Raw genomic sequence first — 25,287 nt, 5'->3', positions numbered from 1 at the left:
TACTACTGAATTTTTACGAGTTAATAAATCTTTACTCCGTAATCCTTAAGTTATCAATTTAATAACTCGAATAGTGATAAGATACATAGAGAAACTCCCTAATAAAGGAAAGTATTTGAAGGCCCTATTTGTCTGCGATGAAAAAGATTTATGGACTTATTATAGAAATCTCTTTGCAAGCCACTTCACGAAGCTTGAAGTTGTCTTTTGCATACATGGAGATGAGGCCATAGAAAAGATTGGTTCTGAAGAGAGCTTTTCTCTCTTTTTAATTGAAGCCGGTCTAAAAAATGAAGAACCTAGTCAGATTGCTCAAAATATTATCGATCTCGCCGGAGAAAGACCTATCATCTTTGTTGGCGAGAAAGTTCACATTTCTTCTAGAATCGATGAGCAGCTCATTGAAGAAAGTGAAGTCAACGAGATCCTTATTAAGCCTTTTGATATTCACTCCTTTAAAAAAATAGTTAAGGCCGGTCTCGATTGGGTTAGAAAAGAAGAGTTTGAACAAAGTATTATTGAAATCGATAAGGAAGAGCTTCTTCCTATGAGAATTAGAAATTTCTATCTCTACAATACAATCCCCTACGATGCCTACTTGGAACTGACTCAAACAAAGTTTGCTAAAGTACTAACAAAAGATAAGAAATACGTTCAGGCAGAAATTAGTAATTTCTCTAAGCGCGGAGTTAAGCACCTCTACTTATTTAAAGACGATTTTCTAAAATTACTCGAAGAGGGAATGAAGAGAATTCTCTTTATTTTAAAACAAAAAAATAAGCAAACACCAAAGATATTAATCGCAACACAGATTAAGGGCGTTCTTCTCGCCCACCAATACATTCAAAAAGTTGGTGTTACAAAGGAGCTGAACCTTCTTTGCAAAGAACTGATCGAGACGACCAATATCGTCTTTAGACAATATGGAAAGATGAAAACTCTACTAGTAGATTTTCCTTTTAATAATTTCGATACTTCAGAACAAGCCGTTTTCACCGCCTATCTCTGTGAGGCCATGCTTGTTGGCCTTGGTTGGGCCAGTGATACTTCGAGAAAAAAACTTGGGCTTGCAAGTATTCTCTATGATTCCATGTTAACAAATGAAGACCTCTCAAAAATTCGATCTCTCGACGATAGAAATCTTGCGATGTTTACTGAACAGGAGCAGGAAGAGTTTAGACTTCATCCAGCAAAAGCTGCGCAAATGGCCAGACATTTCCAAGGCTACTCTGAAGTTGACTTTATCATTGCTCAACACCACGAACGTCCAAGAGGAGATGGATTCCCGGCAAAACTCACTTCCAACAAGCTCACTGCTCACAGCTGTGCCTTTATTTTAGCGACCGCCTTTACCACTCGGCTTGCGATGAGTAATGGAGAGCAAGGGAACCTCATTAAGATCTTTCGTGAGATCAAGACTCTTTATAATGTTGGAAATTTTAAAGAGCCTCTCAATTCACTTCAAAGAACACTTTTTTAAACAGGAATGTTCTCAAGTGTTTCAATGATCTTGATATATGTATGTTTTCTAAAACGCAATTTGAGATCTTCAATTGCCTTTTTCTTATCAAGTTTCACCCCCTCTTCTTTGAGAGCACGAAGAATTGATTCAGTGAAGGCCTCTGAGATAATCATCACTTTTGAAAGTGGCGAGATATCGTCTTTGTATTGAATCGCAAATCCAAGTCCATTTGTCGTTCCATGATGTTGACGAATAATTGTATCGGCACCCATAGGAATTTTAGGATAACGCGATAGCGCTTCTGCTGCATCTTTAGCGTGCGAGAGGACTTGTTCTTTTTCTTTTTCTGAAAGTCTCTTATCTAGAACGAGAGAATCTTCATAAGTGAGATCAGGATACTTGGCATAGATTGGAGCTAAGAAAATGTCGTGAAAGAAGAAGACAAATTTAAGCTTTTCTCTATGAGCATCAGAGCCCCAAGAGATTTCAGTAACAATATGTTCAGCAACAAAAGTTGCAATCACAGAGTGACTAAAAAGAAAGCTCGATTTATTCTTAGCTAAAAGGAGAATCAAGTTTTTAAGATCTGGGATCTCTTTCACCACATCTTGCATCATCGACATACATTCATTTGAAAGCTGAAGAAGCTCTTCATTAAACTCATCTCCACCAAAGAAAGCTTGAGCAACAGCTTCAAAGCCCTGCTCAGTGACATCGATTTTTTCATCGGCACTTGCACCATCTCGTTTATTCTTCACAATCTTAAGAAGCACTGACGTTGATTCATTGACAAGTTTTAAACGGTCCATGGCATGAACGTACAACTCGCCAACACCTTGATCGAGGTATTGCTTAATTTCTGGCCAGACTGGTCCGTCCTTAGAAAAGATCAGTTGATAATTATCTTCTGTCTTGCAATAAACATTACAAGGAGAAGTTTTCAGGCTATAAAATAGGCGTATTGAGAGTGGAAACATATCCGGAACATCAAGGGCAATCATGTCCTTAGCTGTGATATTCACTTTCTTAGCAATCATCTTAATAAGATCGGGAATATTTGTAACATCCCCAATGGCATCAACATCTTCAGGAACATCATCATTTCTTCCAAGTAAGATCAGTTCACTTTTAACATCATGCTCTACCAGATATTGGTAGATGAGCGCACCGGCCGCATGTTCGCCATGAGAACTTTCACAGAGAATAAGATCATAGCTCTCACCATCTTCAAGTTTATCCAGAGCTTCTTGGTAGCCCTTTGAAACATCCAGTTCACAGTTTACGTAAACTTTTAGATTCGTTTTATACAACGAACAAATAATATCATTATGACTGATAAGAAGAAGTTTCTTCATAAAATCCTTTTGAATTATTAGCAAGTTAGAACATTTTAACAAAAAAACGGGCCAGATTCTAACCTATTTCATAAAATGCCAAACCGAATGATAGGAGGACTAAATGAAATTTGATAAGCCCATCGTTAAAGGCGTCATTTTAAAGAGATATAAAAGGTTTTTGGCCGATATTGAACTAAGTGAAGATCATGGAGAGCACAAGAAGGGAGAGGTCATTACTGCCCATACTGCCAACACAGGGAGCATGAAAACGTGCTGGGAACCAGGCTGGCCAGTTCTCATTAGCTTCAACGACTCTCCCACAAGAAAACTTAAGTATTCTCTTGAGATGACTCATAATGGAAAAACATGGATTGGCGTCAATACAGCAATTCCAAATAAAATATCAGTTGAGGCCATCGCTGATGGAACAATCAAAGAACTTCAGGGCTATGAGACAATAAAGCCAGAAGCAAAGATTGGAAAAAGTAGAATCGATATTTATCTCTATGATGGTGACAAAAAAGCGCCGACCAAACAATGTTATGTCGAAGTTAAAAACGTTACGATGCTTCAAGATGAAAGAAGAGCAATCTTTCCTGATGGAGTTAGTGAGCGTGGACAAAAACACCTTAAAGAGCTTATTAGCTTGAAAGAGCAAGGAATTAGGGCCTGCATGCTCTATATTATTCAAAGACGTGATGTTGAAATTTTTGCACCTGCAATAGAAATTGATCCCGAGTATGCCAGACTCTTAAAAGAAGCCCATAAAGCAGGCGTAGAGATACTTCCCTACCAGTGCTTGATTGATGAAAATGGAGTTCAAGTAGAAAAACTCCTCCCTTACGAGCTATAAAAAATACAATTATCGTGGCCCCTCATTCATCTTATGCTAAAAATTTAAAAATTTTCATGATTTGTGGGGGGTTACTATCGTGAACAAGTCTATTCTTATGGCCGGACTCATGCTGAGTATTTCAGCTTTTTCCGCTCAAAAACAATTTCCAGAACTTAATAAAATCTATCGTCCAAAAGTTGATAGAGGTTTTGATCAATATAAATCAAACTCTTTGCGCGGGACAAAGAAGATGGTTTTAACTTTTGATGATGGACCGCACGCAACGAGGACTCCTCGCGTTCTTGATCTTCTTAAAAAATATGACGTAAAAGCGACGTTTTTCATTCTTACTAAAAATGTTAACAAGAGAACTCTCCCAATTGTTGAGAGAATTCTTAAAGAAGGACATATCCTTGCAAGCCACGATCACGATCATGGTAACAATAACAATGAAAGTAGGGCCCATTTTCACAGTGACTTAAAAAAATCAGTGAAAATGATCAAAGATATCGAAAACGATCTAGGGATTATTCAAAATGAATCTTATTACCGTTTTCCTTATGGTGCTTACGGATCAAATGAAGCGTATCACCACTTTAATGTTATGAAAGATGTCTCGGATGAGCTCTTTGGTGAAAACTGCATTAACTTTGCATTTTGGGATATTGATTCTGAGGACTGGGTTGCAAAGCTTACGCCGGAAAATATCGCTTCTAATATTCAAGCACACATCGTAGGTGGAACGGCCTATAAACATAAAACGGTTCGCACATTTTTTGGAAATACAAAACACAAAGTCGAAAAATATAAGATTCGATCTCCTAGAGGTGGAGGTGTAGTTCTTATGCACGATATTCATGAGCGCTCGATTAAGGCCACTGAACTTCTTCTCAAGTGGGCCCAAAGAGAACGCGTGAAGGTTGTTCCTTTAAATGAAGTTGAAGAATACAAATACCATGGTCGCGACTGTCGATTAAATTAATATGAGGGCCTTTCATGGGCCCTTTTTTTTTGCCTTAACCTATTAAAATCAAGCCTATAGAATTTTCACAACTCAACAATTTAACTTGCCGCGTTATCAATATCCTAATAGGATCGCCCCAGTCATTTATACAATTGGGGGTATTCAATGAAAATTAAATCCGCAGGATTTCTCTTTCTTATGACTGTGCTTTTGGTATCGTGCCAAAGCGACAAAGAGACAGAAACAAGTACTGAGCCAACATCTCAGACGAATCAAGAACAAACTGCAAAAGCAAATGCAAAAAACTCTAACTCTGCAGAGCAAAGTGAAGACAGAAAGCTGCAAAAGAGTCTGATCGATCTAACAGCAGACTTTTCTGATGAAAATACGCAAGAGATTGCAGCAGGAAATCGTGTTCCCCTTCTAGACAATATGACGTTTGCACTAACTCCAGGTCAAAAACTTGATGGGCCAGAGTTTCACAACACGCCAATTAATAAGTCACGTTATGGGACAGAATATCTTCAAACTCTCATGCAAGAAGCTGACAAAATCGCTTCTTCATATAAAAGACAAGGTGATCTTAAAGCTTACTACGCTTTTATGATGACAGCTCTTGTTGTTCCTCTACACGAGGGACTTTGGATGCACTTTAGAAAGACAACAGATATTCCTGGCGTTTGTAACCCATATGCTCAAAGTGGTCTTACGATGATTAATCCAAAGGAAGAAGACTACAGAAAAATGAGTTATGAAGAAATTGAAGAGAAAAAGCAGAAAGAAGCGATCACTCTTAGAAACTTCAATAAGGCACTTAAGACAGGATCAACACCATTTCTTGCTAATTGTGATGAAATTAGAAACGACCAAGTGGTTCGTTATATTATTCGTGGTTACGATGGATCAGACCTTGGGGCCATGCAATTATCAATTCGTTGGCACTTAGATAAATTCTTTGCCAAGCAAAGCTACAAGTCCCTTAGAAAGACTTTTGCCTACGGACTTAACTTTCTTCACGATAAATCTTTTGCACCACTTTACCAAGCTTTCCATATGAAAAAGCCTGATTCAACTTATATGAAGAAAGTAAAGAAGAAAACAAAGAGCTGTTTAAGAAATGGTTTCTTCGATAGAGATTTTAACTTCGAAAATCTTATCAGAGCTTCTTGGGCCGGGACTTACAACTCAGGTAGTATCTACAATGCATGTCGCTTTAAGAAAGAAGATCTTTCAGCTGACAAGTGGTTCTACAACAACATCAAAAAGATCTACGGTTTCCTTTTCCAAGAGAGCCTAGGTTATAGAGAAGATGTAAGCTTTATTCCTTCTAGGCAAGTTAAAGGTGCACTTGATGAAATCATTTGTCACTACAACTACAATACAAAGAAGCTTTCTGATTCGATTGATGACAAAAAAGAAGCTCAAGAGTTTGATCAAAAAGTACAAGCGAAATGTTCTCAGATTGCAACAAAAGGTTATAGCGATCTAAGATCAGTTCTCTCTAAATAATCTCCAATATCGAGGGTCTAATAACTAGACCCTCTTTTAGAATCTATGAAAAAAATAATCGTTCTCTCTATTCTTATTATCGCTGGAGCTTCGCTCTACACTTACTTACAATCAGATATTGATGATTCAAAGCAAGTAAGTATTTTCAAAGAGCAGTCAGATAACAATGATGAGCGCTTTGATTTTGATAATCAAAAAGAAAATGAAGACCAAGACATTCTCAAAGAGAGTAACGAAGATCTTCAACTCATCGCTCAGAGCCTTGTTAAGTCGTCATCACATAAAATGATGAAGGAAATTTTAAATTTCACAGTCCAATTTGATCAACTCAAAGAACAGAAAAGACTTACGGAGTTAAATGAATTTCTTCCTCAAATTAATGATGAACTAACAAGCTGCTTAAAGATTGATAATTGTGGGCTAAAAAGGAAAAAGGGAGAACGATATTTTGAAAGTGATCGAACCGTCGCTCACCAACTCTTAGTTCGCGTATTTGAAATGATGTCTTCACTTATAGAAGAAGGATTTCAACCACAAATAGATCAAGAGGCCCTATTAAACGCTATAAGTATAAAGACAAGTGAAATAGATGTGGCCGCAATCTCACTTTATTTGAAAATGAATTTTAACAAAGAGTTGATTGTAAACGTTGCCCCTTCTTTAACAAAAGAAGGCTTCTCTAGCCTCTTCACAGAGCTTCTAAGCGACGAAAAATCAACGAGTGAAACAATCCATTCACTCAACGAAAAGGCTGGATTAAGCCCTTCAAGCTCTTTAGAATATCTTCTACAAAACATGAAAGATGGACAATTAGAAAATCAATCGACAATCGAATTGGAAGAAGCCCTCTGTCAGAAAAAAGATGATATGGGTGATGTGCTATGGCGTTCGAGTGCTTATAATTTTAAAAGATTAAAGTCACAAGAGATTAATTGTCCTCTAAATTAACAAACACTGTTATGTCTTGATTCTCAACATCCATTCCAACAAATTCACGAATAGGGCCATTGTCACTTAAGCGAACACCCTGAATCATTTTCGTTTGAAGTTGCTTCTCTTGCCCTTTAGAGACAATTGAATGAGTTGATGCATGAATCATTTCAAAGGCCAGACCGGCATATGGGGCCACGGCAAAGGTTAGAATTGTCGGTAGGATAAAGCTCTTCTCATCAACATCATAATTCATTTTTATATCGCCTAATGGCCTAAGACCAACGCCTTTTCCATCACTATGAATATCAAATTGAAAGGGAACTTCAAGGTCAGTGTACTCTCTATTTCCAATCATCCAAGATGGAAGTCCTATCAGGTCCTGCTCTCTTAAAATATCGTGAGCATGAAGAACAAAGGCATTTTTAGATTCATCCCAAAGAATTTTAGGGGCCTTTTTAAATCGAAAGCGATGTTCCGTTTCAAAGAGATTAAACTCATCACAATGAGATAAACTTCCTTGGACCATGCAAACATCGAGAAGACCATTCTTTTGCAATTTCTCTAAGTAATCATTAATCACACCAATATTTACTTTAAGTGCAACGTCGTAAGGAAGCCCCATGTCTACAATATTAGTATTGGAGATCTTTTGAATATCGACTTCCTGGCAATCTGAATTACAAACCCCAACATAGAAATCAATCATCTCATCACTCGATAAGATGGAATCAACTGCAAGCTTAACTGCAAATTGAGCATCTTTATTTTCAATGTTTTGCAAGACTCGCTTTCTTTTATTAATTAAGCGCGAATGGAGCTTCTTCACATCAAGTTCTAATCGCTCTTTCTTTCTCGCTGAGAAGCCTTTTCCCTGTTCATTGCGCTTTAATTTCTCTTGCAGATCAGCAAAATAAACTCCTAAATCATCCATCAAATCGAGAACTTTTTTATGCGAAGATTTCTTATAAAAAGTATCCAGATCATCAAAGATATCATTTCGGCAATACTTTCTTCGATACTCTACCATACAAGCATCAAATGACTTTTTTATCGCTTCTTGAAGTTGAATAATTTTCTTCTCATTAACAAGGTCTTCAATTTTTACACTTGGAACAACAAAATCCTTATCCTTATGAATGAAAGGTAGATTATTCATGGCCGGTTCCATTTTCTCGCGAATTTTTGGTTCAATTTTCTCGGCCATTTTTGGAATCAACTTACCGAAAAGTTGATCTACTACTGGGAGTTGCATATCAGCAATTTGATCTGATATAAAAAAGAGCGCCTTACTTTCATCGTTTTTTAAATACTTATTTGCATCTTCAAGACCCTTTTTAACAGAAGAGTCGATAATCTGCTTTTCTACGAATTCGATTTTCTGCTTTAGCCACTCTTTTTGCTTTTGTTCTCTTGCCTCTTTACTGAGGTGCTTAAACTCACCATCAGGAGAAAACTTCTCTTCTGATAACTTATAAAAGTCAGTTACAACGTTTACGAAGTAATCATTTTTCAAGAAGCTATTAAGCCTATCACTTGTAAAGTCATAGAGAGAGTCTTTTCCACCTACTCCTAACTTTAGATTTTCACTCTTCATATCTCCGCCTAAAAAATCAGCAGGAAATGAAACGAAATTTTCAATTGAGTTGTCGTCGCCTAGCTTCACTTGAAAACGCACTTTAGGTGTCGTTTTTTCACTCTCATCAATCGTTATCGTAAGATCATCAATATCGACAAAAGTCTTATCATAAAAAAGATCTTTCCCCTTCAGATCCGTTCTAAGCTTCACTCTTTCAATGGGAACTTCAATATCGCACAATCGCCCCTGACACTTAACTAGAGGCTCTTTAAGTTTAAGTTCATCTATTCTAAAATTATTAAAATCAAAATCAGTTGGAAGAGGTTTTCCCATGTCTTGCATTTTTTTAATAGAGACAGGCAGTCCAGAAAGGGCCATAGGATAGCCAGCACAGTGTTTCCATGATTCACCAATAGTCATGGCCTCCCACTTTTCGCGTGTGCACTTATCTCTTTTTGCTTTCACTTGAAAAGCGAAAGGCTTACCTGCGGATAGACTTTTTTCCATCGCTTCTTTACCGTTAACGAGAGAATTTCGAATCACTTTCTCTAGGCCCGAATCAGTAACACGCAAGGCGGCCTTAGGAGTGTCATAACAATTCCTTGCTTGGGCGCTTACTAAGCTGAAAGTTGTCGCCAATATGGTAATGAATTTTATTCCTCTTCTCATATATCAATAAACTTATCGGGATATAAAAGAAAAGCTGAAGAAGTGTTGATTTTTAGAACAAAAAAAGGCCCCGTATAAACGGGACCTTAAGTCATTTGGGGTATAAAATAATCCCTCTCTCAAAAAGGATTACTTTTGGTAATATTTTCTTTTCACTTCAGGATCATCCCAAGACATACGGTCTAGAGAGATCTCTTTTCTGTTTAGCCACATATAGTTTGGTGCAACTTCATCTTTAAATCCACCAACTTCAATTTTGTTGTGCTTTTCAGAGTCAATCGGGTGCTGATAATCAAAAAGAAGTCCAGCATCAACGAAGTAAACCCCTCTCATTGCTTTCTTTCTCACTTTATAAACATTTCCTCTATCTTTGAGCTTCGCTCTCCATCCCCAAAGGGACTTAGCAGGAGTGTAATAAACAAGGTTTGGATACGCATCGTATTCAAATCTTCCTTGCTCTAACCACATATCTTGAGAAACACCTCTCTCTAAAACCTTTTGCTCATCAGAACTGTAGGCCTTTGAAGTTCTCTCTTTTGTTAGAATGTAGTCCCAAGTATTTGTTCTCTCTGGGTAATCTAATCTATCGCCATCTAGAAGTGCTTCTTTCGCATAGATTTTAATAAATGGTGTTCCAACAGGAAGCTTCTCTCTTAAAAAAGCAATCGCTTCGTTATTAAGTCTTGAGCAACCGTGTGAACGTGGATCAGAAACAACGTTAGAAAAGAATTTCTTTGTCTTAAGAATAAACTCATCTTTGTTCTCTCCCCAACCAATCGTTCCGTGTGTCCACTGAGAATTGTGGTTTGGACCAACAAGAGCGGCATACCATCCAAAAGCACCTCTCATACTTCCTTTTGGCTTTCCATTTTCTTCTGGCATATACTTATCTCTAAACCAAGTCATAGCACCTGATTCTGGACCAGGAGGAAATGGATATCCCTCTTTATACCAAGCTGGGTATTCACCTTTACCATCTTCGTAAAACTTAACCCATTCAGTAAGACGGTAAGATCCAACATAAGTTCTTGTCCCACCATCACTTGTATTTTCTCCGACAACCATTTCTGTTTCCATAATCATCTTATGCTTACATGCTTGGTCTTCGTTACACTGCTTTTCGTAAACTCTAAGTCTTTCTGTTGCTAAGTTTTGAATAACAAAATACTTACCATCAAAGTTTCTGTAGTCATTTTTCTCACCGCTTAGGTACTTAGAACTAACAAGGTATTGATTCCCTCTAATTCTCTTTCCTTTAGCATCGTAGTTGAATGAGTATGTTACTTTAACAAGAACATATCCTTCAGGAAGATCTGATGAATTGTCGACTAATTCAACTTTATCAGAACGGTTTAGGTAACCAAGAGGTGTTTTATTTAGTGATCTTACAGTTAGACGGTTCGCCGTAACATAGTAAGTCTCACCAAGAGAAAGACCTTCCTCAGCTTCCTTTTGATTTTCAATTTGTTCAGATTGTGCGTAGGCCATAGGGCTTACAACTGTAGATAGACCAATAAGCGCACTAACGCCTAATGCCATAAGGTTTGTGTTTCTCATTTTATACCCCCCAAAAATGTGAACACGAGCTTATTAAGCTGTATGTGAGGGCAAAATACACAACTCCAAAAAAAAGTGGCATAAAAATAGACGTTATTGAAAAAGTTACAAATAAAAAACTTTTCTCTGGTCTATTTGCATGATTATTTTTCACCATTTTTTACTAAAAACTTTAATAACCTTCGATTTTTCAGGTAGATAAATATCATTTCTTTAAATAAGTTGACAAAAATAATTCTTACGACTCAAGGAGTCGCTGAGTCGTGATATAAAACCACACACATTTTTTATTTTTCCAAGCAGCGCAGCATCCAATTCAAGAGAAGAGAGTGCGGCAATACTGGCCAAAAAAGATCGGTTTTTCGGCGATAAGTTGTTGTCTTCTTACAGTCCGCTTGTAAAAATAATATATTCACACAACACAATGGGAGGAACTAATGGTTCGTAATATCGGACTTTTGCTTGCACTAACAGGTTTACTGAGTGCTTGTTCGGGAAAGAAAGCAGATAACAAGACATTTGTATATTGTTCAGAGGGAAGCCCTACGGCCTTCAACCCACAAGTCACAACAGATGGAACTTCTAGCAACGCTGCAGGACAAACAATCTACAATAGACTTGTTGAGTTTAAATATGGAACAACAGAACTGACTCCAGCTCTAGCTAGCTCATGGGCCATCTCTGATGACAAATTAACTTACACATTCAACCTAAGAAAAGACATTGAATTTCACACGACAAGCTACTTCAAGCCTACTCGTAAGATGAATGCAGATGACATCATTTTCAGCTTTAACAGAATGAGATCTAAAGATCATCCATTCCATAAAGTTGGTGGTGGGAACTATGAATATTTTAGCGGTATGGCCATGGGCGATATTATTAAAGATGTTCAAAAAGTTGATGAGCACACTGTTTCAATCATCCTTTCAAAGCCAGAAGCTCCTTTCTTAGCAAACCTTGCCATGCCTTTTATGAGTGTTCTTTCAAAAGAGTATGCTGACAAGCTTGTTAAAGAAGACAAAAAAGAAGACATCGACAACTACCCTGTTGGAACAGGCGCCTATGTTTTCCAAAAGTATGTCAAAGACAATCTCATCAAGTACAAGGCCTTTGATAAGTACTTTGAAGGAAAGCCTAAAGTTGATCGTCTCGTTTTTGCTATCACACCAGATGCATCAGTTCGTTACCAAAAACTAAAGACTGGTGAGTGTCACCTTGTGATTGAACCATCTCCTGCAGATCTTCAAGCAATGAAAGAGAATAAAGACCTTAAATTGATGCAAGCTCCAGGGTTCAATGTTGGTTACCTAGCAATGAATACTGAGAAAAAGCCATTTGATAATGTAAAGGTTAGAAAAGCGATTTCAATGGCACTAAATAAGTCGAGCTATATTGATGCTATTTACCTTGGTCACGCTCAAGTAGCAAAGAACCCTCTTCCTCCAACGATCTGGTCATATAATGACGATATCAAAGATGATGAGTACAACATTGCTCAAGCAAAAGAACTTCTTAAAGAAGCAGGATATGCTGATGGATTTAAGACGACTCTTTGGACCCTTCCAGTTACTCGCCCATACAACCCAAATGGAAAGAAGATGGGTGAGCTTATGCAAGCTGACCTTGCGAAGATTGGAATCAAAGTTGAACTTATTAGTTACGACTGGCCAACTTACCTGAAAAAATCATCTGATGGTGAACACGAAATGCTGCAGATGGGTTGGACAGGAGACAATGGAGACCCTGACAACTTCCTCAATACGCTTCTAGGTTGTTCAGCAGTAGCTGCTGGATCAAACTATGCGAAGTGGTGTTACTCTCCATTTAACGACCTAGTAATGAAAGCAAAGACAACAACTGATGTAAGAGAGAGAACTGAACTCTACAGACAAGCACAAGTTGTTTTCAAAGAACAAGCTCCTTGGGTACCAATTGCACACTCAATTGTTTTTAGAGCTATGAGCAATAAGGTTGGAGGATATAAAATTGATCCTCTTGGTAATGATATTTTAAAATACGTAGAGCTTAAATAATGTTGACTCACTTTCTAAAAAAAATGCTATCGCTGATCCCTACAATTGTAGGGATCTCGGTCATTTCCTTTTTTCTTATTCGACTTATTCCAGGTGATCCAGTTCTTCTCATGTTAGGAGAAAGGGGTGCAGACCCTGCTGTTTACATGGAAATGAAAAGAAACCTTGGACTTGACCTTCCAATTTATAAACAATACTTCAACTACCTCACTCAAGTGTTTCAAGGTGAGTTAGGTTTATCGATTGTCTCTAAGAGACCTGTCGTTGAAGAATTCTTTTCTCGTTTTCCGGCAACTCTTGAACTTGGAATCTGTGCAATGGTCTTTGCCATTATTCTAGGAATTCCTCTTGGAGTTATTGCGGCCGTAAAAAGAAACTCTCCCCTAGATTACATTCTCATGGGAGGATCGCTAACAGGATATTCAATGCCAATCTTTTGGTGGGGCCTTATTCTGATTCTTATCTTCTCTGTACAAATGGGAATTACACCAGTTTCGGGAAGAATTGAAGTTATCTACGATATTCCTAATCTTACAGGTTTTTATCTGATCGATACTTTGAGCCCAACGGTATTGAGTGAAGAAGGAATTGCACCATTTTTTAGTGCAATTAGACACCTTATTCTTCCATCAATTGCCATGGGAACGATTCCTCTTGCTATCGTCGCAAGAATGACAAGATCGAGTATGCTAGAAGTTCTTGGACAAGATTTTATTAGAACTGCTAAGGCCAAAGGTCTTTCTCCAGTTAAAGTTGTCGTCAATCACGCCCTTAGAAATGCACTCATTCCAATTGTAACCATTATTGGACTAATGTTTGGAAGTATCATTACAGGTGCAATTCTTACTGAGACAATTTTCTCTTGGCCAGGAATTGGAAAATGGCTTGTTGCAAGTATTACTGCGAGGGACTACCCAGTTATTCAGGGTGGACTTCTCTTTATTGCTTCAATGATCGTTTTTATTAATGCGATGGTAGACACGCTTTACCTTGTCATTAACCCAAGACTTAGAAAGTAGGAAATTATGTCAATTCAACTAATAGATAAAGATTTTTATAAAAGGTTTAAAAAGAATAAAGGGGCCATCTGTGGTCTCATTATTATTCTTCTTTTCCTTTTTTTAGCAATATTTGCGCCAATGCTTACTCCTTATACTCCAGACCAAATTATCCAGGGCGCTCTTAGAGTCGCTCCATTTGAAAGTGCTGGGGATAAGTTTTTTATTCTAGGAACAGATGATCTAGGAAGAGATTTATATACACGTCTAATCTTTGGAGCGAGAATTTCTCTCTTCATCGGTTTTGCTGTTGTTCTTCTTTCTGTAACAATAGGAAGCTTTCTAGGACTCATCGCTGGATACTATGAAGGAAAAATTGAAAAAGTGATCATGAGATTTGTTGATATCCTTATGGCCTTTCCAAGTATTCTTCTGGCCATTGTTGTTGTCTCTGTTATGGGACCAGGACTTATGAATGCGATCGTTGCAGTTAGTATCGTCTCTCTTCCAAGTTTTATCCGACTGGTAAGAGCGAGTGTTCTCACTGAGAAAAGTAAAGAGTACGTTCAAGCTTCAAGATCTTTTGGTGCTTCAGACTTTAGAATTATGTTCATTGAAATTCTACCAAACTGTGTGGCGCCAATGATTGTTCAAGCAACTCTTGGATTCAGTGACGGTATTCTTAATGCCGCAGCACTTGGTTTCTTAGGACTTGGAGCTCAACCTCCAACTCCAGAATGGGGAATTATGCTTGCAGATGCAAGGGCCTATATCGAAAGCTCACCTTGGCTAGTTACTTTACCAGGTGTTTGTATTTCAGTATGTGTTCTTGGATTTAATTTATTGGGAGATGGACTTAGAGACACTCTCGATCCTAGACTTAGAAAATAAACAAAAAGGGAAGCAAATTGCTTCCCTTTTTTTATGCTGCGATTAGATCTTCTTGTAGTTCATCGAGTAAGTGGAATTCCACTTTATTAACGAGTGAAGTGAAAATTTCTGAAATTTTATACTTATCATCTACTAGCTTCATTTGATGATAAGGAACATAGAGAAAAAATTCATCTCCATTAGAGAAGCGAACACCCTCATCTTTTCCAAAGCGATCAATAACATCTCGATCAATTTCAACAACACTCAACTCATCATCATTAATTATTGAAAAGTCTATTTTAGAAAAGGCCTTAATAACATCATCAAAGCCAGCATCAATAACATTTTTAAAAGGACGTATCCTCATTTTCATCGTTAACTTCTCACTATTGAGAAGATTAGCAATTTTCAATTGTCCTTTAATCTTAAAAACGCATCCATCTTTTGAAAGTTGGTAGAGAGTCATGCCAATATCTTTCAATGGAGAATCATCACCAAAGGCCTTAACAGGAACATTGACCCCTAGTCGAAAACTTCTTAAAGGCACATAATTAGATAAGATCTTTAAATAGATAAATTTCTCATAAGTATCTTTTTCAAACCATCTCATCGAATGCAACGTAACATAAGGGCCAGATATTGACTGAGAAGACACCAATGTTTCAGAATGCACATCAAACCAGGCACTTTTAAGTCGAGGATCTAAATAGGCTTTATAAAGATCATAGAGACAAATTTCATGTCTTTCATTTTTAATAGAAAGCCAGATTGGAATGTCTTTTAATTTCTCTAGCTCAGCTTCAAGATTCTTAAGACGCTTAGACTGTTTACTATTTTTATAGAGCAAACTTTTTTGATACTTACAACTCTCGGCCCAGTTGGCCCAGTGGAAATATAAATTCCCATTCTTTGTAAGTTCGTGCTTTTGACAAAGATTGCCTTTGTTTAAATAGTCTTTAAATTTGTGAATATTTGTTTTTTCTTTTTCCATATACATTTACTTTAGGATACTTATCGGTTTTTTCTAGAGTTAGTTGAGCATTTCTCTCCACTTAGCTTTTTATCAGGTACTTAGATCCACTTTTTATTGAAAATTAATGTTTTCTTAGCCCCTGATAAGTGCCTGTCATTTTTGACAGTTCTTTTGATTTTTCAAATTTGAGGTACAATAGATGAGATGAAAGCAGCACAGGCCCTCGAGCAAGCAAGATTGGGTTATAAACTTGTTCCCGTTACAATTCGCCAACTCCTCTATTTGAGTTCGACTCCTTGCGATTTTTACATTCAGGAAAATGGACTCTATGTAGAACTCTTAAGAAAAAATACTTACATTGATAATGATGTTATTCGTGAGCTTATCCAGAATAATCAAATTCACTTATTCATTTACGCTGACGACAAAAAAGAGTTGATTGCTGTACAACAAGAAAACCTACGTCAAGTAACGAGATCTCTCTCGATTGGTGATGCCCTTGAGAAGGGGAAAAAGCAAACGAATCTCTTGGCCATTAACATGGGTTATCTCTATGAGTTTCCAATGGAAGATGATCTTCTTCAACTTCAGTATCAAAGTGTTGTGAATCTCTTTCGCTTTCTTTTTGAAAACACGAGTATTCATGAACAACTTTATCTCGACTTTAAAAAGTACAAGCACCATTATATTTTTTCTCAACCATTTCTAAGTTCACTTTTTCTTCTAGGTGTTTTGAAAATGTCACACGTCTATTCTGAAAAAGAATTAGAGAATCTCTTTGTTACGAGTTACTTCAAAGATATTGGGATGTCAGCAGTACCAATAGAAAAATATAATGAAAAAGAACTTTCCGAACATGACAAAAAACTTCTATCAAGGCATGCCGATATCTCTGTAGATATTCTTCAAGGTCGTCTGCCGATTTCACCAAATCATTTAAAAATCATTGAAGGTCACCATGCTTTCTCCCTCCTCTCTGATGACTTAAGTGAAGTGAAAAAAGAAAACAGTCTGGTCATTACAGGAACTGAAACAGTTATGGTTGCCTGTATGGATATTATTTCTGCAATGATATCAGAGCGTCCCTACAGAGGCTCTACAAGCCTTTTTGAAGCTCTTGAGATGATTAAAATTCTCATCAGCGACAGCTATCCAAATGAATTTCGTCTGATTGTTACCTACTTTAAAAATTTCTTTGCTAAAACGATGAGAAAATAAACTTGGTCCCACCTCCGACTAATTTGTTCCAGTTTAAAATGTTTTACATTTCGTTTTTCATAAATCATCATAATTATAGAGACGCAAAGGAATGCAATTAACTCGATTTTAGATATATATAAAATTTGAAACATAATTCTAGGGAGGGAATATGTTACAACAGGAAATTAGTCCAATCACAGGAATTATTGCCGAAGAACAAGTTGTTATCGACTTTGGTGAACATGAAGGAAAGTCAGTTCTTGAAGTCCAAGACACTCTTCCTGAATTTTACGATTATCTCATTGATCAAAAGAATGACGGAAGATGTACGATCAGAAGATCGAAAGACAAGACATTCTACCTCTATATTACAAATACACTTATGTAAAATTAGCTCCTTGGTCATCATCTTTTGGCCAAGGACCTTCTTAAATTCAACTCAAGTTTTCTCTTAATATTTCCGACAAGATTAGTATGAGATCTCTCTTCTTAATCCTTTTACTCTTCGTCACTAGTTGTTCTGAGTTCTCAATCAGAAGAGCTCCTTCATCAAAGATAGATTGCTTTGAAAAACATAGTGAGTTCAATGTCCTAAAGAGACACCCTCTCTTTGAATCAACTCATCGTATCGCCTATTCAACACTTCCTGCCGATTTAAAAAAGTCAGAATTTAAAATTGAAAGGTCTGATCAACAAAGACTCCCCTTTGAAACAGATAAGGCAGGTTATTTCTACGAATCTCAAGAACTCGATGATGGTGAATATATTTATCTTACTCTAAGTGATGGTTCACTCTTTATTGATAAAAAATTTAACCCAAAAATAGAGAAATACAATTCACATAGATCTCTTTTAGAGGGACTAAACTCTGATCGCTTTGTCATCGGAGCTGGTGAACTAAAAATTTATCGAGGACATATTCAAAAGCTTAATAATTTTTCAGGAAGCTTTCGTGGAGATGATGACAGCCTCTTAAGTAGTGTTGCTTCTTTTAGAGAAAAGGGCCTTCCCTTTGAAGAGGATACAATTATTGAAACCTATGATGCAAAAAGAGTTGCAGGTAAGCATTATCAAGATCAAGAGAAAGCTAAACTCATCTACATCGTAGAAAACAATGCGATGTTAAAAGAGAAAATGATTTCTTATCAAAAATTTCTAGATAAGTTGTATAAGAAGTTTCCAAATGCAGTAGAACTTGGAAATATCGACGCTTCTAGGTTTTTAAAAGAAAAGACCGAATCCATTGACCCTCTCGCCCTTCTTTCATTTGCTCAGGTTCTAAGTATTACGCAAAAAGAAGGAATCGAAATTATTATTGAAAAAATATATAATCGCGAAGGAAAATCAAATCGCAGTTTTATAAAAATTGAAGAATTTGAAGACATGATCAAAGAAATAGAAAAACAATTATAAAAAAGGCCTTCGCAGTAGAAGGCCTTTTAATTTATTTAAAGTCCGCGAGCAAATCCACGCCCCCTGGCATCGGAGACTCCTTTTAAGAACTCTCCTTCCTTGGCAACGGCCTGAATACGACAACCAAAATTTTTAAAGTTTAACTGATGCTCCATTCTCTTGAGCTTATCGCTCGTTCTCTTTGGAAGTGAGACCTCCTCAAAGCGAATCTCATCTGGCATCCACTGATGATGATAGCGTAGAGCATGAACAGAATCATAAAGAGAAAGATCGTGCTCAATGTAGTTAAGAATGGTTTGAGCAACACAAGTTAGAATTCTTGTACCGGATGGAGTTCCAAGAGCAAGAATAGGCTTTTTATCTTTAAAGACAATCGTAGGAGACATTGAACTTAGTGGTCTCTTCTGTGGTTCAACAAGGTTTTTATCTGAACCAACGGCTCCAAAGAGGTTCTTTGCACCTGGCTTTGTTGCAAAGTCATCCATTTCATTATTCAACAAGATTCCCGTTCCTGGAACAACAACTCCTGAACCAAAGTAACCATTAATCGTTTGAGTAGAACTAACGACATTTCCTTGATCATCCATAATTGTAAAATGTGTTGTCTCTTTGTGCTCATTTTTTACTTTTAGCGATTGATAGAGAAAAGGATTTAAATTTCCTGCCCACATCTTATTGAGTGCCTTTGACTCAGGGATTGAAAAACGAAGGTCCTTTGCATATTTCTTAGAAGTTAAACCAGTGAGAGGGACACTAACAAAATCACTATCGCCCATATACTTGGCCCTATCAACAAAGGCCAACTGCATAGCAGTAGCAGTGAGGTGAATTGTTTTTGGATGATGAACTCCATAATATTTTAAGTCATCATTTTCTAAAATATTTAAAATTTGAACAACGTGGGCACCACCAGAACTAGGAGGAGACATTGAATAGATTTCGTAATCCTTATAACTCCCCATAACAGGTCTTCTAAGTTTTACATCATATTGATCAAGATCATTCTGTTGCATAAGACCACCAAGTCTTCTGTTTTCTTTAATGATCTGATTAGCAATATAACCTTTATAAAAACCATCTCTTCCCTTTTTAGAGATAATTTTCAATGTCTTTGCAAGATCCTTTTGGACAAGCCTCTCACCTTCTTTTAATGCCTTTCTATTTTTGTGACAGAAAATTTTTCTTGATGCCTTAAATCGACAGAGAACATCTTCACGATACTTGAGTGCCTTTGCCAACTCTGGATAAATGATGAATCCATTTTGAGCTAACTCAATGGCCGGAGCAATAACTTTTGATAAATCTAGCTTCCCGTGCTCTTTTTGAAAATCAACAATTCCAGCGACAAGACCAGGTACACCGGCAGCAAAAATGCCATCGAGAGATTTCCCCTTAATCTCTTCTCCCTTTTGGTTTAGGAACATTTTATTATGCGCTAAAAGAGGTGCCTTCTCTCTAAAGTCATAGGCCCAAGGATTGGAATCTTTATTCTTAACAGCATCAAAATAGAGAAGAAAGCCTCCTCCACCAATTCCCGTTGACTGAGGTCTTTCTACTGATATGACAAAGGAAGCCGCAGCTGCAGCATCGGCGATATTTCCACCTAGCTCAAACATCTTTTCAGCGGCCTTCGTGGCGTAAACACCCTGAGTTGTGATCATGAACTTCTTAGATTGAGCTTCGTGATCTTGTCTCTTTTGCCCCTTACCAGGGTTTACCAGAAGCACTTCCTTTTCTAAAGGTGCCTCCATATGTGAGCAACCAAGTGCCAACATGGAAATAAAAACTATTTTCTTCATATTTACTCCATAATTTATTCTTAATGCTTTAATTAAATCAAGCCGTTAACGAAGCTGCAACTAATAAAGCTAGGACATGATCCTAACAGAACCCTAACAATAAAAATCAAACAACTTTGTTATAAAATGACTAAATAACATATCAATACAATCAGGAAAGGGATGCTTATAATGAAAAATGTTGTTCTAACAATTCTCATGCTTTGTGGCCTAAGTGCTCATGCGATTACAAAAATTAATGGTGCGGGAGCTTCATTTCCCTACCCAATTTACTCAAAGTGGTTCAGTGAATACTCAAAATTAAATAAAGATGTTCAATTTGATTACCAGGCCATTGGATCTGGTGGCGGAATCAGACAACTCATTAAGCAGACAGTAGACTTTGGCGCCAGCGATGCTCCTATGAAAGATAAAGATATTAAAAAAGCCGCTTGGCCAGTTAAGCATATTCCAACTGTTCTTGGTGCCGTTGCGATTGCCTACAATCTCAAAGGAATCACAAGAAGTATCAAGCTAGATGGAGAAACTCTTTCAGCAATCTTCTTAGGTCAAATTACAAAGTGGAATGACGAAAAAATTCAAACTCTAAACAAGGGGCTTAAGCTTCCTGCAAAAGATATCCTCGTTGTTCGTCGTGCTGATGGTTCTGGTACCACAGCGATTTTCTCTGACTACCTTTCAACAGTTAGTAAGAACTGGGAAGATAAAGTAGGAAGAGGAAAGTCTCTTCGCTGGCCTACAGGAATTGGAGCGAAAGGAAATAGTGGTGTAACAGGAGCTGTAAAACAGAACGATGGGGCTATTGGTTATATCGAGCTAGCTTACGCTATTAAGAACAAGCTCTCAGTTGTTTCTCTTAAAAATAAAGCTGGAGAATATAAGTTGCCAACAGTTCAAGGTGTATCTCTTGCGGCCCAAAATGTTGATGCCTCAAAAGGACTAACAACTTCAATTGTAGATGCTTCAGGTAAGGGAGTTTACCCGATCGCAGCTTTTACATATATTCTCCTTCCTGTTCACCAGGGAGAGAACCTTAAATTTGTTAAGGAATTCTTAAATTGGGCCCTAACTAAAGGCCAAAATTATGCGCCAGCACTTCACTATGCTCCGCTTCCTAACAAATTTGCAAAAGAGGTTTTAAAGCAGATAAAATAGGTAAAAACCTTGGAAGTTGAATTGAAAGAAAACTTACCCATAGATAAGGCCCAAAAGAATTTCGATTCTTCTGGGTCTAGTCCACTTTTAAGTTATAAAAGCCAGGATAAATTGGCCCTTTATCTTTTAAAGGGAATCGGCCTTTTTATCATCTTTATTCTCGCTCTCATGATTTATTTACTCTTTGACATGTCTTCTTTGGCGCTCAAAGAATATGGCCTTACAAGTTTCATCAAGACCGACTGGTGGAACCCTGTTGAGGATGAATTTGGAGCACTCTCCTTTATTTACGGAACACTCGTTACTTCAGCTATTGCCATTGTTGTTGCTGCTCCTTTGAGTATTGCCATGGCCTTGTTTTTAACTGTTGTTTTAAGAGGTGCTCTAGCAAAGTTTCTAGGACTTCTTGTTGAGCTTATTGCAGCAATTCCAAGTATTGTCTTTGGTCTATGGGGTCTTTTCTATCTCGCACCATGGGTAAAAAATAGTTTAACTCCCTTTCTCAAGACGACTCTTGGCTTTCTTCCCTTGTTTCAGGGACCAAGTTTTGGAATCGGACTTTTAACAGCTGGAATTATTTTGGCCATTATGATTACGCCGACGATTACTTCATTAACAAGGGAAGTTTTCAAGGCCATATCGCCCTTACAAAAGGAAGCGGCACTAGGTCTTGGGGCCACAAAGTTTGAAATGATCAAGATTGCAATCCTTAAGCCTTCCCTCTCGGGAATTCTTGGAGCTTGCGTTCTAGGTCTTGGTCGAGCCCTTGGAGAAACCATGGCCGTTGCTATGGTCATTGGAAACTCTCCAGTTATTTCTAAGTCACTTTTTGCTCCAGGAGCAACGATGGCCAGTATTATCGCTAATGAGTATGCTGAAGCTGAGGGAGAACTTCATCTTTCGGCCCTTTGCCTTATTGCCATCGTCCTCTTTCTTGTCACCTTCATCGTGAACTTTGTCGCGAGAATGGTTATTTGGAGAAATAACAGGAGGGTGAAAAAATGAAAGAACCAATGAAAGACTCAATGAGAGACTTAAAGCTAAGGAAACTTAAAAACAAGCTCTTCCACATGGCCCTCGTCCTAAGTGCATTGATTGTCATTGCTCCCCTCTTTCTCGTTGTCCTCTATCTTCTTGGAAAAGGGGCAAGTGGAGTAAACCTCGACTTTTTTACAGAAATACCAAAACCAGTTGGAGAACCTGGTGGTGGGATGCTTCATGCCATTGTTGGAACATTTATTATGGTCACTCTTGGCTCACTCATCTCAATACCTGTTGGAATCCTTGCAGGTGTTCTTTTATCAGAGTTTGAAAAAGGACCAATTCAAACGGCTCTTCGCTTTGCGACAGATCTTTTAGCTGGAGTGCCTTCAATTGTTATTGGAATTTTTGGATATCTTTTAGTTGTCGTTCCCTTTAAAAGCTTTTCAGCTCTAGCTGGTGCTTTAAGTCTTTCACTTATTATTTTACCAATCGTAACGAGATCTACGGAAGAAATCTTAAAACTCGTTCCAAATCATGTTCGCGAAGCCGGACTTGCTCTTGGAATCCCACGCTGGAAAGTTATCTTCTTTATCATTGTAAGAGGATCACTATCAAAGCTCTTTACAGGAATTATTCTCGCTATCTCTAGGGCCGCAGGAGAAACAGCTCCACTGCTCTTTACAGCATTTGGAAGTCTCTATCTCTCCTACAACGTCAAAGAACCAATGGCATCACTGCCAGTACAAATTTATAACTATGCCATTTCTCCCTTTGATGACTGGCAAGCACAGGCCTGGACAGCGGCCTTTGTTTTAATACTTATTGTTCTTGGCCTCAATCTCACGGCGCGACTTGTCTTTGAGATTAAAGATTACAAGAGGAAATAAAAATGAATGACGAAAATATTTTAGAAGTTAAAGACCTTAATGCCTGGTTTGGAGATTTTCATGCCGTCAAAGGTATTAGTCTCGACTATAAGAAAAATACGATTAACGCAATTATTGGACCATCTGGATGTGGTAAATCAACCTACATTCGTTGTCTCAATAGAATTCACGAGGAAGTCCCGGGGGCTCGTTTAAGTGGCGAGGCCATTCTTGATGGTGTTAATATTTTTGACCCAAAGATGGATCCCGTTGTTTTAAGAAGAAAGATTGGAATGGTTTTTCAAAAGCCCAATCCATTTCCGGCCATGAGTATTTTTGACAATGTCGTGATTGGTCTTCGTCTACAAGGAATTAAAAATAAAGCCTACCTTAGAGAGCAAGCTGAATTATGTTTAAAAAAAGCTGCACTTTGGGAAGAAGTAAAACATAAGCTCAACAAAGATGGAACTTCTCTTTCAGGGGGTCAGCAACAGAGACTTTGTATCGCAAGAGCTCTAGCAGTAAACCCTCCAGTACTTTTAATGGATGAGCCAACATCGGCACTCGATCCAATTGCATCAGCTAAGATTGAAGATCTCATGAGTGCATTAAAAGAAGATTATACCGTTATTGTTGTAACTCACAATATGCAACAAGCTGCGAGAATTTCAGATTATACAAGTTTCTTCGTTCTTGGAGAATTAATTGAAAATGGTTTGAGTACGGATATTTTCACCAATCCGAAAGAAAAGAAAACTGAAGACTATGTTACGGGAAGATTTGGATAAGAGGCCTTTATGGAATTAACTAGAAACGATATTAAACAAATTGCTTTAGACATGGCCAGTGAAGTTGAGATGATTCTAAAAGCATCTCAAGAAGCGGATGTCACTTTAGAACAACTTTTCGAAATAGAGAGACGAATCAATCAATATCACAAAGACATTGATGATAAAGTTTTCAAATATATTGCCCTAATGAACCCACACGCAAAAGATCTTCGCATGGCCTTGGCCGTTATGAAAATGAACTCAGAACTCGAGCGAATTGGAGATCAAGCCGTCAATATTAAACGCTACCTTCGCAAGATAAAATCAGAGAGACCAGGTCTTAAAAGTCTTTATGACAATGTTATGAACAACTACACGAGTTGCCTTAAGGCCTTTAAAGAAAAGGACACTCACCTTGCGACTGAAGTCATTAAATTCGATGAACATATCAATGAAATAAACAAAGAAAACATTCAAGAAATCGTCTCTCATGCTAACGAACTTCCTTTTGAAGAGGCCATGGCCATTATGAGAATATCGAAAAACCTTGAGCGAATTGGCGATCATATTACAAATATTGCAGAAGATATTATATTCCTTGAATCAGGTGATGATATCAGGCATAATCCGGACAATTAATCTGCGACAGCGGGGAGAATACTTTGAAGCACGTACTTATTGTTGAAGATGAAAAAGATATTAGTGACCTGTTAAAAATTCAACTTCTAACGACAGGATCTAAAGTCACAGTTATTTCCGATGGAGCCGAAGCACTTAGTTACATCCAATCAGATGAGGAAGACATTGATCTATTTATTCTCGATCGTATGCTACCTGGAACAAACGGTTTGGAAATCTGCAAGTTTCTTAGAATGTACCAAAGAACCAAAAAGAAACCAATCCTCATGGTTACAGCACTAACAAAGCCTGAACAAATTGTTGAAGGGCTCGATGCTGGAGCTGATGACTATATAACAAAACCTTTTGACATCAATGTTCTCATGGCAAGAGTTCGCTCTTTATCCCGAAGAGTTGATCATATTAAATCAATTGAACAAAAGCCTACTGATGAATCTGTTCTTCAAATTCAAGAATTAAAAATTGATACCAATCAATGTAAAGTCTGGCTTGAAGGCAATGAAGTTGAGCTAACTCTCTCTGAATACAAGCTTCTTTGCACTTTTATGAAAGAGCCTGGAAAAGTGATGACAAGAAATCAACTCGTTTCTGAAATTCAAGATGGTCCAGTGCATGTAACAGACAGGACTATTGACACTCATATTTTTGGTTTACGCAAGAAGCTTGGTCCCTACTCTAAGATCGTTGAAACGATACGAGGGATTGGTTACAGAGTATCAAGCGACTTTAAAGAATAACT

The 25,287-nt window shown here is 37.6% G+C and carries 22 protein-coding genes; 17 read left to right on the top strand and 5 right to left on the bottom strand.

Annotation, left to right across the window (positions count from 1 at the left end; genetic code table 11):
- Positions 1–115: 115 nt before the first annotated feature.
- Positions 116–1,480, top strand: a complete 1,365-nt coding sequence (locus HBN50_RS02695; protein ID WP_273867739.1) for an HD domain-containing phosphohydrolase — start codon at positions 116–118, stop codon at positions 1,478–1,480.
- On the opposite strand, the gene HBN50_RS02690 is transcribed toward HBN50_RS02695, so the two are convergent.
- Positions 1,477–2,817 carry an HD domain-containing protein gene (locus HBN50_RS02690; RefSeq protein WP_273867738.1) on the bottom strand — a complete coding sequence of 447 codons (1,341 nt, stop codon included), beginning with the start codon at positions 2,815–2,817 and terminating at the stop codon, positions 1,477–1,479. The genes HBN50_RS02695 and HBN50_RS02690 overlap by 4 nt on opposite strands.
- A 103-nt stretch (positions 2,818–2,920) precedes the next feature.
- On the opposite strand from HBN50_RS02690, the gene sfsA reads away from it, so the two are divergent.
- The 4 genes from sfsA to HBN50_RS02670 all read left to right on the top strand — a co-directional run bounded on the left by sfsA (position 2,921) and on the right by HBN50_RS02670 (position 7,055).
- A complete protein-coding gene (sfsA, locus tag HBN50_RS02685) occupies positions 2,921–3,652 on the top strand; it encodes a DNA/RNA nuclease SfsA (protein ID WP_273867737.1) in 732 nt (243 codons plus the stop codon).
- 79 nt (positions 3,653–3,731) lie between these two features.
- Complete coding sequence (locus HBN50_RS02680) at positions 3,732–4,616, top strand: polysaccharide deacetylase family protein (protein WP_273867735.1); 885 nt, start codon at positions 3,732–3,734, stop codon at positions 4,614–4,616.
- 147 nt (positions 4,617–4,763) lie between these two features.
- Entirely contained in the window at positions 4,764–6,107 is a 1,344-nt protein-coding gene (locus HBN50_RS02675; protein WP_273867734.1) for a hypothetical protein, read from the top strand.
- Between the two features lie 45 nt (positions 6,108–6,152).
- On the top strand, positions 6,153–7,055 hold the full coding sequence (locus HBN50_RS02670) for a hypothetical protein (protein ID WP_273867733.1): 903 nt from the start codon (positions 6,153–6,155) through the stop codon (positions 7,053–7,055).
- Here the strand turns inward: HBN50_RS02670 and HBN50_RS02665 are convergent.
- Both HBN50_RS02665 and HBN50_RS02660 read right to left on the bottom strand, forming a co-directional pair.
- The gene (locus HBN50_RS02665; protein WP_273867730.1) at positions 7,036–9,285 is read right to left on the bottom strand and encodes a hypothetical protein; all 2,250 of its coding nucleotides are present in this window, start codon (positions 9,283–9,285) and stop codon (positions 7,036–7,038) included. The genes HBN50_RS02670 and HBN50_RS02665 overlap by 20 nt on opposite strands.
- A gap of 129 nt (positions 9,286–9,414) precedes the next feature.
- Positions 9,415–10,842, bottom strand: a complete 1,428-nt coding sequence (locus tag HBN50_RS02660) for a L,D-transpeptidase (RefSeq protein ID WP_273867728.1) — start codon at positions 10,840–10,842, stop codon at positions 9,415–9,417.
- A gap of 437 nt (positions 10,843–11,279) precedes the next feature.
- On the opposite strand from HBN50_RS02660, the gene HBN50_RS02655 reads away from it, so the two are divergent.
- The 3 genes from HBN50_RS02655 to HBN50_RS02645 are packed head-to-tail and all read left to right on the top strand — an operon-like array spanning position 11,280 to position 14,767.
- Entirely contained in the window at positions 11,280–12,878 is a 1,599-nt protein-coding gene (locus HBN50_RS02655) for an ABC transporter substrate-binding protein (protein ID WP_273867726.1), read from the top strand.
- Positions 12,878–13,897, top strand: coding sequence for an ABC transporter permease (locus HBN50_RS02650; protein WP_273867724.1), 1,020 nt, complete (start codon positions 12,878–12,880; stop codon positions 13,895–13,897). The genes HBN50_RS02655 and HBN50_RS02650 overlap by 1 nt, the downstream gene beginning before the upstream one ends.
- A 6-nt stretch (positions 13,898–13,903) precedes the next feature.
- Positions 13,904–14,767, top strand: a complete 864-nt coding sequence (locus tag HBN50_RS02645) for an ABC transporter permease (protein WP_273867722.1) — start codon at positions 13,904–13,906, stop codon at positions 14,765–14,767.
- A 31-nt stretch (positions 14,768–14,798) separates the two neighbouring features.
- Here HBN50_RS02645 and HBN50_RS02640 read toward each other — a convergent pair whose 3' ends face one another.
- Entirely contained in the window at positions 14,799–15,740 is a 942-nt protein-coding gene (locus tag HBN50_RS02640; protein WP_273867720.1) for a hypothetical protein, read from the bottom strand.
- Positions 15,741–15,926: 186 nt separating this feature from the next.
- Here HBN50_RS02640 and HBN50_RS02635 point away from each other — a divergent pair, with 186 nt between their 5' ends.
- The 3 genes from HBN50_RS02635 (at position 15,927) to HBN50_RS02625 (ending at position 18,335) form a co-directional block, all read left to right on the top strand.
- Positions 15,927–16,940, top strand: coding sequence for a hypothetical protein (locus HBN50_RS02635; RefSeq protein WP_273867718.1), 1,014 nt, complete (start codon positions 15,927–15,929; stop codon positions 16,938–16,940).
- Between the two features lie 151 nt (positions 16,941–17,091).
- A complete protein-coding gene (locus HBN50_RS02630) occupies positions 17,092–17,310 on the top strand; it encodes a hypothetical protein (protein WP_273867716.1) in 219 nt (72 codons plus the stop codon).
- Positions 17,311–17,396: 86 nt separating this feature from the next.
- Positions 17,397–18,335: a hypothetical protein gene (locus HBN50_RS02625; RefSeq protein WP_273867714.1), complete on the top strand. Its 939-nt coding sequence runs from the start codon at positions 17,397–17,399 to the stop codon at positions 18,333–18,335.
- A gap of 35 nt (positions 18,336–18,370) precedes the next feature.
- Here the strand turns inward: HBN50_RS02625 and ggt are convergent, their stop codons facing one another.
- On the bottom strand, positions 18,371–20,134 hold the full coding sequence (gene ggt, locus HBN50_RS02620) for a gamma-glutamyltransferase (protein ID WP_273867712.1): 1,764 nt from the start codon (positions 20,132–20,134) through the stop codon (positions 18,371–18,373).
- Positions 20,135–20,305: 171 nt separating this feature from the next.
- On the opposite strand from ggt, the gene pstS reads away from it, so the two are divergent.
- Genes pstS through HBN50_RS02590 form a run of 6 tightly spaced genes read left to right on the top strand, consistent with a single transcriptional unit; the run spans position 20,306 to position 25,285 of the window.
- Positions 20,306–21,289, top strand: a complete 984-nt coding sequence (gene pstS / locus HBN50_RS02615) for a phosphate ABC transporter substrate-binding protein PstS (protein ID WP_273867710.1) — start codon at positions 20,306–20,308, stop codon at positions 21,287–21,289.
- A gap of 21 nt (positions 21,290–21,310) precedes the next feature.
- The gene (gene pstC / locus HBN50_RS02610) at positions 21,311–22,294 is read left to right on the top strand and encodes a phosphate ABC transporter permease subunit PstC (RefSeq protein WP_273867708.1); all 984 of its coding nucleotides are present in this window, start codon (positions 21,311–21,313) and stop codon (positions 22,292–22,294) included.
- The gene (gene pstA / locus HBN50_RS02605) at positions 22,291–23,160 is read left to right on the top strand and encodes a phosphate ABC transporter permease PstA (RefSeq protein WP_273867706.1); all 870 of its coding nucleotides are present in this window, start codon (positions 22,291–22,293) and stop codon (positions 23,158–23,160) included. The genes pstC and pstA overlap by 4 nt, the downstream gene beginning before the upstream one ends.
- Positions 23,161–23,162: 2 nt before the next feature.
- Entirely contained in the window at positions 23,163–23,927 is a 765-nt protein-coding gene (gene pstB, locus HBN50_RS02600; protein WP_273867704.1) for a phosphate ABC transporter ATP-binding protein PstB, read from the top strand.
- Between the two features lie 9 nt (positions 23,928–23,936).
- Entirely contained in the window at positions 23,937–24,548 is a 612-nt protein-coding gene (gene phoU, locus HBN50_RS02595; protein ID WP_273867702.1) for a phosphate signaling complex protein PhoU, read from the top strand.
- A gap of 23 nt (positions 24,549–24,571) precedes the next feature.
- Positions 24,572–25,285 (top strand): response regulator transcription factor, encoded by a 714-nt coding sequence (locus HBN50_RS02590; protein ID WP_273867700.1) that lies wholly within the window; start codon positions 24,572–24,574, stop codon positions 25,283–25,285.
- The last annotated feature ends 2 nt before the right edge of the window (positions 25,286–25,287 follow it).

This window comes from Halobacteriovorax sp. GB3 (assembly GCF_028649655.1).
GTDB lineage: Bacteria > Bdellovibrionota > Bacteriovoracia > Bacteriovoracales > Bacteriovoracaceae > BSW11-IV.
This window is presented reverse-complemented; position numbering and strand designations above follow the sequence as displayed.